At 70.1% G+C, this 11693-nt stretch carries 11 protein-coding genes; 7 read left to right on the forward strand and 4 right to left on the reverse strand.

Annotated features, from left to right (window positions below):
- The first annotated feature begins 279 nt into the window (after positions 1-279).
- Entirely contained in the window at positions 280-1635 is a 1356-nt protein-coding gene (locus ACFXJL_RS22420) for a wax ester/triacylglycerol synthase family O-acyltransferase (protein WP_358881214.1), read from the forward strand.
- A gap of 116 nt (positions 1636-1751) precedes the next feature.
- On the forward strand, positions 1752-2612 hold the full coding sequence (locus ACFXJL_RS22425) for a DNA-formamidopyrimidine glycosylase family protein (protein WP_358881213.1): 861 nt from the start codon (positions 1752-1754) through the stop codon (positions 2610-2612).
- A gap of 7 nt (positions 2613-2619) precedes the next feature.
- Here ACFXJL_RS22425 and ACFXJL_RS22430 read toward each other — a convergent pair whose 3' ends face one another.
- Positions 2620-3312, reverse strand: coding sequence for a hypothetical protein (locus ACFXJL_RS22430; RefSeq protein ID WP_358881212.1), 693 nt, complete (start codon positions 3310-3312; stop codon positions 2620-2622).
- 245 nt (positions 3313-3557) lie between these two features.
- On the opposite strand from ACFXJL_RS22430, the gene ACFXJL_RS22435 reads away from it, so the two are divergent.
- The 4 genes from ACFXJL_RS22435 (at position 3558) to ACFXJL_RS22450 (ending at position 7849) form a co-directional block, all read left to right on the forward strand.
- Positions 3558-4355 (forward strand): LytTR family DNA-binding domain-containing protein, encoded by a 798-nt coding sequence (locus ACFXJL_RS22435; RefSeq protein WP_329025485.1) that lies wholly within the window; start codon positions 3558-3560, stop codon positions 4353-4355.
- A gap of 115 nt (positions 4356-4470) precedes the next feature.
- Positions 4471-4851 carry a hypothetical protein gene (locus ACFXJL_RS22440; RefSeq protein WP_329025487.1) on the forward strand — a complete coding sequence of 127 codons (381 nt, stop codon included), beginning with the start codon at positions 4471-4473 and terminating at the stop codon, positions 4849-4851.
- 23 nt (positions 4852-4874) lie between these two features.
- Positions 4875-6632: a cation acetate symporter gene (locus ACFXJL_RS22445; protein ID WP_384638166.1), complete on the forward strand. Its 1758-nt coding sequence runs from the start codon at positions 4875-4877 to the stop codon at positions 6630-6632.
- Entirely contained in the window at positions 6629-7849 is a 1221-nt protein-coding gene (locus tag ACFXJL_RS22450) for a sensor histidine kinase (RefSeq protein WP_384638163.1), read from the forward strand. Before ACFXJL_RS22445 ends, ACFXJL_RS22450 begins: the two co-directional genes overlap by 4 nt.
- A 113-nt stretch (positions 7850-7962) precedes the next feature.
- On the opposite strand, the gene ACFXJL_RS22455 is transcribed toward ACFXJL_RS22450, so the two are convergent.
- Both ACFXJL_RS22455 and ACFXJL_RS22460 read right to left on the reverse strand, forming a co-directional pair.
- Positions 7963-8484 (reverse strand): hypothetical protein, encoded by a 522-nt coding sequence (locus ACFXJL_RS22455; RefSeq protein WP_384638160.1) that lies wholly within the window; start codon positions 8482-8484, stop codon positions 7963-7965.
- A gap of 348 nt (positions 8485-8832) precedes the next feature.
- The gene (locus tag ACFXJL_RS22460) at positions 8833-9390 is read right to left on the reverse strand and encodes a sigma-70 family RNA polymerase sigma factor (RefSeq protein WP_358881207.1); all 558 of its coding nucleotides are present in this window, start codon (positions 9388-9390) and stop codon (positions 8833-8835) included.
- A gap of 353 nt (positions 9391-9743) precedes the next feature.
- On the opposite strand from ACFXJL_RS22460, the gene ACFXJL_RS22465 reads away from it, so the two are divergent.
- On the forward strand, positions 9744-10949 hold the full coding sequence (locus ACFXJL_RS22465) for a CapA family protein (protein WP_384695055.1): 1206 nt from the start codon (positions 9744-9746) through the stop codon (positions 10947-10949).
- Between the two features lie 95 nt (positions 10950-11044).
- Here the strand turns inward: ACFXJL_RS22465 and ACFXJL_RS22470 are convergent, their stop codons facing one another.
- Positions 11045-11506 (reverse strand): universal stress protein, encoded by a 462-nt coding sequence (locus tag ACFXJL_RS22470; RefSeq protein ID WP_358881205.1) that lies wholly within the window; start codon positions 11504-11506, stop codon positions 11045-11047.
- Between the last annotated feature and the right edge of the window lie 187 nt (positions 11507-11693).

The following is an 11693-nucleotide window of genomic DNA, read 5'->3' on the forward strand; positions in this document are numbered from 1 at the left end:
TCCGGTTGAGATGAGCGATGCAACCGGCGCACATCACCCCCGGAGCAGCCTGAGCACATCGATCCGATCAGCCGGAGGGCATGGTCCGGAACGATCGGACCGCACCATCCGGAGCAGGTCGAGGGGGCGCCTTCCCTGATCCAGGTGTTAACTGTCCGTAAATTGATCGTACTTGACCGTAACCGAACAAAGGCGATTGACTGCGATGGGCTGCGATTGTGTGCGGGACATCGCCTTTTGCCTGGCCTGTAGGTCTTCCTTCGAGAACATGAGGACACCGTGAGTAGCGAGCTTCTCGCCCCCCTCGATCTGGCTTTCTGGCATCTAGAGTCCGATGGCCATCCGATGCACCTCGGCGCGCTCGCACTCTTCGCACCGGCCGAGGGCGCTCCCCGCACCGACCGGCCGTTCGACGAGGAGGTACGGGAACTCCTCGCCGATCGTGCCTGTGCGATTCGGCGGCTGCGGATGCGGGTCCAAGACGTGCTCGTGCCCGTCGGCGGAGCGGTCTGGGCCGTGGACAAGGACTTCGACGTACGACGTCACGTCCACCATGTGCGCCTGCCCACCGGGGAGTTCCGGGCCGAGGCGACCGCCGTCGCCGGCGAGCTCATGGAACGCCCGCTTGCACGAGGGCTGCCGCCGTGGGAGATGTACCTCCTCACCGGCGAGCCCGAAGGACCCTTCGCGGTCCTGGTCAAACTCCACCACGCCCTCGCGGACGGGATGCGCGCGGTCGCCATCGGAGCCGGGATCTTCGACGAGATCGCCGGAGCCCGAGCGGCCCGCGTGGGCCGATCCGGGCCGGCTCCCGACCGACCGTGGTTCAGCGACCCCGCCCGGCTCCTCGGCTTCGCCCGTGACCGCATCGACGACTTCGGGCGTGCGGTGGGGGTCGGCGCCTCCGTCGTCCGCGCCAGTCGCTTCGACCCCCGGGGACTGCCCGCACTCACCGCAGGGTCCAGTGGTACCAGGCGTCTCGGCACGGTGATCCTGGACCTGGAGGAGGTGCGCAGCGTCCGCCGGCAGACGGGCGGCACGGCCAACGATGTACTCCTCGCGGTGGTGGCCGGTGGGCTGCGGCGCTGGGCCCACCTCCGTGGCGAGCAACTACCCGCCAGCGGGCCGCGGGCCCTGGTACCCGTTTCCCGCCGCCGCCCCGGCAGCCCACCCGGCTCGGGCAACAAGCTCTCCGCCTACCTGCTGGAACTTCCGGTCGCCGAACCCGACCCACGGCTGCGGCTGGCCGCCGTACGAGCGGCCATGGACCGCAACAAGGCGGCCGGTCCCTCACGCGGAGCGGGCGCTCTGGCCGTACTCGCGGACCAGTTGCCGCCCCTCGCCCACCGGTTCGGTGCTCCCTTCGCCCAAGGCGCGGCCCGGATGCTCTTCGACGTCCTCGTGACCAGCGTTCCGCTGCCCCGCTCGGCCCTTTCGCTGGGTGGCAGGCCGCTCCAGGAGATCTATCCGATGGCTCCGCTGCCCCGGGGACAGGCGTTGGCCGTGGCGCTGACCACCTACGGCGGCAAGGTCCACGTGGGTCTGGTCGTGGACGGCAAAGCGGTACCGGACCTCGATCTCCTGGCGCAGGGCCTACGGGACGAGTTGGCGGAACTACGACTGCTGGCCCCCTGATCGCTTCCCCCACGCAGGATCGAGCCCGGCCCTGCGGACGCCCGACCTGAGGTCCGCCGAGACGACGCCGCGTGGATGAATCTGCGTTTTCTCCTGGGCTGCGGCACTCTGGACGCATGCCGGAAATGCCTGAAGTGGAATCTCTGAGGGGTTTCCTCGGGGATCGTCTCGCCGGGGAGAGGATCGCTCGGGTCCTGCCGCTGGCCATCAATGTCCTCAAGACCTACGACCCCCCGCTGAGTGCGGTCGAGGGCGCCGAGGTCACCGCCGTGGAGCGACACGGCAAATGGCTCGACATCGGCGTGGGCGAACTCCACCTCGTGGTGCACCTGGCCCGCGCCGGCTGGGTGCGCTGGCACGACGAGTACCCCACCACCCCGCCACGCCCGGGCAAGGGCCCCCTTGCGCTCCGTACCGTGCTCGCATCGGGTGGCGGCTTCGACCTCACCGAGGCGGGCACGACCAAGCGGCTCGCCGTCCATCTGGTCCACGACATCGCCGAGGTGCCCGCCATCGCCCGACTGGGCCCCGATCCCCTCTCGGCGGAGTTCGACCGTGCTGCCTTCGCCGCACTCCTGGCCGGTGAGCGGCGACAGCTCAAGGGCGCACTGCGCGACCAGGGCTTGATCGCGGGCATCGGCAACGCCTACAGCGACGAGATCCTGCACGCGGCGAAGATGTCCCCCTTCCAACTGGTGCACCGACTGGACGAGGACGAGATCACCGCCCTGTACGAAGCCCTGCGCACCACCCTCGGGGACGCCGTCGAACGTGCCCGGCCGATCGCCGCGGGACGGCTCAAGGCGGAGAAGAAGAGCGGACTCAGGGTCCACGGCCGCACCGGCGAGCCCTGCCCGGTCTGCGGAGACACCATCAGACAGGTGTCGTTCAGCGATTCCTCGCTCCAGTACTGCCCCACCTGCCAGACGGGCGGCAAACCCCTGGCCGACCGACGGCTGTCCCGACTGCTCAAGTAGGACGCCCTCAGCCGCCCAGGGCCACCAGGGTCCTCCCCTCCGCGTCGCGCACCACCCAGCGTCCGATCAGGTGGCTGGGCAGGTCGGTGCCACCCTCGATGACCAGCGGCGCGCCACCGGAGGCCGTCCCGTGCCCTTTCGCGGGAACCCGCCAACTGAGGACCGGACGCTCCACGCCGTCGGCGCCGACGGCGATCAGCCGACAGGAGCCGGGCCCCTTCACTCCGCTCAGACGCAGGGCCACCGCCGTACCCCACGCCCGGTCCTCCAGCACCGCGGAAGCCGTCACACCGGTCGAGGCGTCGGTCGCAGTGACCCGTAATCCCGGACCGGCCGAGCTGCCCCAGCCGTCTGAGCCGTTCGGGGACTGCCTCGCCTGCACCATCCACACCGCCGCGGGCAGTACGACGATGAGTGCCGCGGCAGCCGCAGCGAGCCGCAGCCGCCTGTGCCGGCTGCGCCGCAGCGAGCGCGCCACGTCCCGAGTGAGTCGGTCCAACAGCCCGGGCGACGCCTGGACGAGCGGTGCGCCGGGTTCGCTCAGTTCCGCCATCGCCGCGGCCACCGACGCGAATCCGGACAGTTCCAGGACACACAGGCCGCAGTCGGCGAGGTGGTCTTCGAACCGAAACGCATCGCCGGGCTCCAGCACCCCCAGCGCATAGGCCGCCACATCCTGATGGTGCTGCCGGATGTCCATGGGCCCCTCGATTCAATGGTTGAGCACAGCGGATGCGCGGTGCGATCGGGCACCGTTCCATACGCAGCGCACACCCGCTGTGCTCAACCACCCTCGGAACAGTGACGATCCCCCTGCGGACGGTGAGCTTCCGAAGCCGCCGCCGACAGCGAGTCCCTCCTTCCTCCGGTCCGCCCGAGGACCTGTCACCGACAGTGCCCACCAACCCCGGCCCGATCCGAAGGAAAGGCCCTAGAATCCGCACCATGCTGCGTGCACTGGCCGTCGATGACGAGAGACCAGCACTGGAGGAACTGCTCTATCTGCTGCGTTCCGACCCCCACATCACCAGCGCCGAAGGGGCCAATGACGCGACCGGGGCCCTGCGCCGCATCAGCAGGGCCCTCGACGCCGGACCCGATGACATCGACGGCATCGACGTCGTCTTCCTCGACATCCACATGGCAGGGCTGACCGGTCTCGACGTCGCCAAGCTCCTCGCCAGCTTCGCCCGCCCGCCGCTGATCGTCTTCGTCACCGCCCATGAAGGCTTCGCCGTCCAAGCCTTCGACCTCAAGGCCGTCGACTACGTCCTCAAACCGGTGCGACGGGAACGGCTCGCCGAGGCCGTGCGGCGCGTCCGCGACCAGGCCGCCCAGGCAGCCCAGCTCGTCAACCCGCCGGCCGCGACCGCCCCCGTGCAGAGCAGCTCCGACCAGATCCCCGTCGAACTCGCCGGAGTCACCCGCTTCATCCAGATCCACGACATCGCCTACGTCGAGGCCCAGGGCGACTACGCCCGACTGCACACCGACGAGGGCAGCCATCTGGTGCGCGTCCCGCTCTCCACACTGGAGGAGCGCTGGGCCGCGCGGGGCTTCGTCCGCATCCACCGAAGCCATCTCGTCTCGCTCTCCCGCATCGACGAACTACGCCTCGACGCCGGTACCACCACCGTCCGGGTCGGCACCGCCGAACTCGCCGTCAGTCGCCGGCACGCCCGCCAACTGCGCGACCTGTTGATGCAACACACCAGATCCCCCGACGGCCGACCCGCCCCCTGAACACGCGAGCCAAGCGAACCCCGAGGGGGTCGGGGCGCCTACCGTCGGAAAACCCGCCTGCGTAGACTCCACACCTCCGCAGAGAGTTCACCCACAGACGCTGGAGCGGACGGCCATGTCGGCAGAGCAACGCCCCCGCCGCGAGGTGGTCACCGGGGTCCCCCGCAGCGCGAGAAGACCGCCGGGCCACACCCACGCGCGGTCGGAGATCAGCGAACACACCACCCTCGGCGCCACCTATGTGCGCTCCCTCATGCGCAGCCAACTCCGTGCGGCGCTGCTGGCGCTCGGCACCCTGGTGCTCTGCGTCGCCACCCTGCCGCTCCTGTTCGCGCTCCCCGCCGCCTTCGACGGTGAGTCCCTGTCTCCCGGCCCCGTCGTCTGGGGCGCCCTCGGGTTCGGCGTCCACCCGGTCATGTGGCTCACCGCACGCTGGTACGTACGCCGGGCGGAACGCAACGAGCGGGACTTCCTCAGGCTCGTCGAAGGACGCTGAACGGTGCGGGCGGGGGAACACCGGTGAACCAGGCGTATGCGGTGACCGCCGTCACCGTCGTGGTCCTCGCCACGGTGCTCATCGGCGGCCTCGGGCTGCGCATATCGCGCACCACATCCGACTTCTACGTCGCCTCCCGCACGGTCAACCCCGGCCTCAACGCCGCCGCCATCAGCGGCGAGTACCTCTCGGCCGCATCCTTCCTCGGCATAGCCGGACTGATACTCCTCCAGGGCCCCGACATGCTCTGGTACCCCGTCGGCTACACCGCCGGCTATCTCGTCCTCCTGGTCCTGGTCGCCGCACCGCTGCGCCGCTCGGGTGCGTACACCCTCTCCGACTTCGCCGAAGCCCGGCTGGAATCCGCCGCAGTGCGCAGGCTCGCCAGCCTCTTCGTCGTCGGCATCGGCTGGCTCTACCTCCTGCCCCAACTCCAGGGGGCCGGGCTCACCCTGGAGATCCTCACCGGCGCGCCCGATTGGCTCGGGGGACTGATCGTCGCCCTGGTCGTCGTCGGGGCGGTCGCCGCCGGTGGCATGCGGAGCATCACCTTCGTCCAGGCGTTCCAGTACTGGCTCAAGCTCACCGCACTCCTGGTGCCCGCACTCTTCCTCCTGGCGGCATGGGCCGACGACGACGCCCCCCGCGCCCGCTTCGACGCCCCGGCCGTCCTGCGCGAGCACACCGAGGTCCGCGTCGACGACACCGTACGCATGGAGTTGGCGAAACCGCTGACCATCACCGTCAGCGGGGAGGTCGACGGGCACGCTTACCAGGACCGGACCCTCACCCTCGACGAAGGTGCCCACCGGATCGAGGAGGGCACGCTGCTCGGTCTGGCCCGCGGCACCGAGGTCCCCGAACGGATCTCGTCGGGTGCCGATCCGTCGAGTTGGTCCCAACCCCTGGCCGGTGGACGTGACGGCTACCACCTCTACGCCACCTACGGGTTGATCCTCGCCACCTTCCTGGGCACGATGGGGCTCCCGCACGTCGCCGTCCGCTTCTACACCAGCCCGGACGGCCGCGCCGCCCGCCGCACCACCCTCGTGGTGCTCGGGCTCGTCGGCGCCTTCTACCTCCTTCCACCGGTCTACGGCGCACTAGGCCGGATCTACGCCCCCGAACTCGCCCTCACCGGTGACGCGGACGCCGCCGTCCTGGTGCTGCCCGAACGGATCATCGGCGGAGTGGCGGGCGACCTCCTCGGTGCACTCCTGGCCGGCGGCGCCTTCGCCGCGTTCCTGTCGACCGCATCCGGGCTGACCATGTCCGTTGCCGGGGTGATCACCCAGGACGTGCTGCCCTCCCGCGGCGTACGTCACTTCCGGCTCGCGACCGTCCTGGCCATGGCCGTGCCCGCCGTGGTCAGCACCCTCACCACCCATGTCCCCATCGCCGATGCCGTGGGCCTGGCTTTCGCCGTCTCCGCCTCGTCCTTCTGCCCGCTCCTCGTCCTCGGCATCTGGTGGCGCGGGCTCACTCCACCGGGAGCCGTGGCGGGTCTGCTCATCGGCGGCGGCTCAGCGCTCACCGCGGTGATGACGACCCGCGCCGGACTCGCCCCCGAGGGGTGGGCCCACACCCTGATGGCCTGGCCCGCCGTGTGGTCCGTGCCCCTCGGATTCCTCACCATGACCCTGGTGTCGCTGGCCACCCCACGGCACATACCCGCCGGCGCCATCGCGATCCTCGCCCGACTGCACCTGCCCGAGGATCTGGCGGGCAGACCGCCGGACTCCGTCTCGACCAGACATCCGGGAGAAGGAAGAGAACGATGACCGGAACGGGCATGGCCGCACTCGCCGCGGCGGGCGTCGTCCTCCTGGTGGTGGGCGTCGTCATCGGACGGATCACGGCGAGCCGGGGCAGCCGCCCCGATCTCGACCTCGGAACCCCCGTGGAGCGGGCCACCTTCCACACCCTCCACACCGCATCGCTCGCCGCGCCGCCCCTGCGCGCCGGGCTCACCGAGGAGACCGCCCGCAAGGCGGCCAAACACCTGCGCTCCCTCCTGGGCACCGAGGCCCTGTGCCTCACCGACCGCGAACGGGTCCTCGCCTGGGACGGACCCGGCGAGGACCACCACGAGCGACGAGTGATGGGGCATGTGACGGCCATGCTCGACTCCGGGCGCAGCCGCTGTGTCCACATCGACTGCGATGACCTCCAATGCCCGTTGCGCTGGGCCGTCATCGCCCCCCTGACCGGCGAGGAGGGAGTGCTCGGCGCGCTGGTCGCCTATGGGTCGAGGGAGTCGGCAGTCCTGGTGCGCGCGGCCACCGAAGTCGCCCGCTGGGTCTCCGTACAACTGGAACTCGCCGAACTCGACCGCTCCCGGACCCGGTTGATCGAAGCGGAGATCCGGGCCCTACGAGCCCAGATATCGCCCCATTTCATCTTCAACTCCCTCGCCGCGATCGCCTCGTTCGTCCGCACCGACCCCGGTCGGGCTCGTGAGCTGCTGCTGGAGTTCGCTGACTTCACCCGGTACTCCTTCAGACGGCATGGCGAGTTCACGACCCTCGCCGATGAACTGCGCTCGATCGAGCAGTACCTGGCTCTGGCGGGCGCCCGCTTCGGTGACCGGCTGAAAGTGACCCTCCAGGTGGCTCCCGAGGTGCTTCCGGTGGCTCTGCCCTTCCTCTGTCTCCAACCGCTCGTCGAGAACGCGGTCAAGCACGGGCTGGAGGACTCGCCGGAGGAGTGCCGGGTGACCATCGCCGCCCAGGACGCCGGGGCCGAGGCGATGGTGACGATCGAGGACGACGGGGTGGGGATGGACCCGGCCTTGCTGCGCCGCATCCTGGCGGGGGAGCGGACCGGGTCGGCGGGGATGGGCCTGTGCAATGTGGACGAGCGGTTGCGCCAGGTGTACGGGGACGATCACGGGCTCGTCATCGAGACAGGGGTCGGCGCCGGGATGAAGATCACCGTCCGGATTCCCAAGTACCGCGCGGGCGTCCATTCGTCCCCGGGCCATCGGATCACGGGCTGAGCGGGCCCCGGCCGCCCGGGCGGGGAGTCGTTCGAGGGCGGCCGGTTTGGGGCTGGTCGGGTTCGGGGCTGGTCGGGTACAGGGTCAGGGTCCGGAACCGATGTCGAACGGAGTCAGTAGAGATGGATGGCCAGATGGCTGAGCGGCAGCCCCAACTGCCAAGCCGGTGTCCATATCTGCGTGCACTCGTCCACGACGGCATCGGCGGGTCCCGCGGGGTGCCACGGTTCGCTGTCGCCCAGGTCGGCGGCGAGTAGTTCGGTCTGTCTCAGCCAGCGCCAGGAGCTCTGGGCGAGGGAGAGGTCGGGATCCGGTCTGCCGCCGATGCCCTCCTCACGGTCCTCGCGGTCGGCCAGGCGTTCCATCACCCACTCGGACCAGGGGTGGCCGTACGTCGTGAGGTTCAGCCACTCCTCGATCCGGGACACGGACCGCAGTCCGGCCGCCTCGTCGGAGCCGTCGGCCAGGCAGATGGTCAGGGCGAGGGTCTCGCGTCCCGCCCGGTACTCCAGTGAGCCGCTCTCCACCAGGGAACTGGTGCGGAGCATTTCGTCGGCGATGTACTCGGCGCAGAGCCACGCCATTGGAATCGCCAGCGCGCGCCCGCTGGTTCCGTTCGTACTCTCTGGCTGCACCCTTCCCACCTTCTTCCGGACGACTGCGTGTGCCGACTCGGAGACGAGCCTCTACCGAGTGAGACGGTTGCGGGCGGCTCTTTACTCAACTTCACCGTGACGTTTGGCATATCCGTGGTCCGTCGCCGTGGCCCCAGAGCAAGGGGGGTACCGGTGGGGTCTTCGAGACGTGGGCGATCGATCTGTGGTGACCATGCCAGGGGGAGTCGATGCGGTCGAGGGCCGTCGGCCGAAGCTGTGCCGAAGCCGTGCCGAAGCCGATCGGCATCCGTCCGGATCGGGTGGTGGGGGTGTCGTTCCTGGCGGGAGGAGGCGGGAGCGCCCCCGCCTCCTCCCGCCAGGAACGGGTCATGCGCCCCGGTGCCCGAGGGCGGTGCGGGCACGGGCGTAGCCGGGGAGGCATCGGGACAGGGCACGCAGGGCGTAGTACGAGCGCGACTTCACGGTGCCCGCGGGAATGCCCAGGGCCATGGCCGTCTCCTTGACGTTCAGCCCCTGGAAGTAGAGCCGGATCAGCACCGCACGGTGTTCGGGGCTGAGCGACTCCACCGCCGCGCGGACATCGAGGACCGCCACGGTCGTCTCCGTGAGATCGGCCGGATCGGGGGTGGTGGCGAGGACTCCGTCACCGATCTCGGTGGGGCGGGCGAGTCGGGACCTGCGGGCGTCGATCGCCAGCCGCCTGCCGACGGTGAACAGCCACGGCCGCATGGACTCGTACGGTCCGTCGAACGCTTCGGGGTGCTGCCAGGCGCGGACGAGCGTCTCCTGGAGCAGGTCCTCCGCCCTCATCTGGTCTCCGTAGGTCAGTCCCTGGAGGAAGGTGAGGAGGGCGGGGCCGTGTTCACGTTGCAGGTCCGCGAGGGCCCCCTCGTCGGTCGTCGCGGAAGCGGTCGCGGTCGCCATGGCCAACACCTTTCGTGCGGGAGCGTCTGTCGTGTGGGTCACACCGTTGCGTGGCGTATCCGAACCCATGCCCGGGTCGGGAGACAGACGATGGGCGGGGAGCGTCGACGAGCGGTCGCCTGGAGCGGCGAGTGGTGCGGTGAACGGTCGGCCGGGGCGGGTCGGCCGGGGAAGCGGCGGTCGGTGTCGAGGTCGCTGTGGGGACGCCGACCGGCACGGGCGGAGCCCCGAGGGGTTGTGCGGAGGGGGCATTTCGGCGACGGGACGGCCCTGTCACTTGACGGGCCACACTCTGACGCGGTGCATTCGGATTGTCATATTTATTCCGTGATGGACTGCTTGGGAGCCGCCCCATGCCACACCACATCGGACGAGGAACGACGGCCCTCGCGGTCGTCCTCTGCGGAACCGCCGCAGTCGCCTGCGCACCGACCGACGGCGACGGCCCACGCTCCAGCGGAGTCGAACGACCGGTGACCGCCAGCCCCGCCGTCCCCGCTGCTCAGCAACCCCGCCCCTTCACCCTCGTGGCCACGGGCGACGTGCTGCCGCACGACTCCGTCATCCGACAGGCCGGCGTCGACGCCGGGCCTTCGGATGACGGGAACTACGACTTCCGGCCCATGCTCGCGGGCGTCCGACCGGTGATCTCCTCGGCCGACCTGGCGATCTGCCACATGGAGACGGTGTACGGCGAGCGTGGCGACTACAGCGGGTACCCCGCGTTCAAATCGCCCCCACAGATCGCCAAGGGGCTGGCCGCCACCGGCTACGACGCCTGTTCGACCGCCTCCAACCACTCGCTCGACGACGGCGCAGCGGGCATTCGGCGCACCCTGGACGCCCTGGACACGGCGGGCGTACGCCACACCGGCTCCGCCCGCACCGCAGCCGAGGCCACCACCCCCGCCTGGCTGAAGTCAGCCGGAGCCAAAGTCGCCCAATTGGCGTACACCTACGGCACCAACGACTACCCACTGCCCCAGGGACAGCCATGGGCGGTCAACCTGCTGGACGAGGAGAAGATCATTTCCGATGCCCGCGCCGCTCGTCGGGCAGGGGCCGATGTGGTGGTCCTCAGTCTGCACTGGGGCACGGAGTGGCAGACCGAACCCGATGCGACACAACTCTCCCTGGCCAAGAGCCTCACCGCGTCCCGTACCGAGGGACGCCCCGACATTGACCTGATCGTCGGAACACACGCTCACGTTCCCCAGCCCTACGAGAAGGTCAACGGCACCTGGGTCGTCTACGGCATGGGTGACCAGATCGCGGGTCCGATGACGAACTACTCCGGATCCCTGGACGTCCGCGGCAACCAGGGCTCCATCGGACGGTTCACCTTCACCCCGCCCCGGGCCCCGGGCGGACGCTGGGAAGTGACCCGCGCCGAGTTCATCCCCCAGTGGATGGACACGGTCGAGGGCAGGGTCGTCAATCTGCCCGCCGCACTCGCACGGGGGGCCGACCGGGAGGACTACAGCCAGGCCCAGACGTCGATCAGGACGGCCGTGCTCAGTCGCAACGCCGCGTCGGACGGGCTCACCATGGGCCGCTGAGCCCCGGCAGTCTGCCCTCACACCGACAGCAGTACCGAGACGGAAGCAACACACACCGACACCGACACCGACAGCCACGGAGACCCGCCGCTCACCTACGGCACCACCGTCACCGGCCAGCGCCCCGCCTTCACCAAGCGCACCGCTACCGAGCCCACCAGCCGGTGCCCCGCCGACTCCGACGCACCCACCACCACCGCATCGGCCTTCAGCTCGTCCGCCGCGGCGACCAACCCCCCGTAGGGGTCACCCGGGAAGGTGTGGAACTCCCAGCGCACGTCCCAGATGTCCCGCAGCCGCTCGGTCGCCGCCCGGACCTCCGCGACCAACCCCTCCGCGAGCTCCTCCGTCGTGCCCACCACCGGCACTCCCAGCGCCATGCCCATCGAGATCACGGGTTGGATGTAGACGATGGCGAGCAGCGCGTTCTGCCGGCGTGCAAGACCGCTCGCGTACGCCACCGCCCGCAGCGAGGAGGCCGAGCCGTCGACCCCGGCGACGATGACCTTGGGGCCGTCCGTGCCGAGTTCGAACTGAGAAGGGCGATGCTGTGTCACACCATCGAGAGTAGGCCGCTCCACCGCGTGCACCCGTCGACCGAGTCCCGCGCCGTCGCGTTGCCATCGGCGCCCACGGAATGCGCCCTGACCATCGGTCGCACCCGCCCCGGCCGCAGGAGCACACCGACCGGGCGGCCCCGAACCCCTCGACAGGCGCATGACCGTGCGCCTCCTTACAGTGCTG

The sequence above is a fragment of the Streptomyces sp. NPDC059256 genome, assembly GCF_042753785.1.
Classification (GTDB): domain Bacteria; phylum Actinomycetota; class Actinomycetes; order Streptomycetales; family Streptomycetaceae; genus Streptomyces.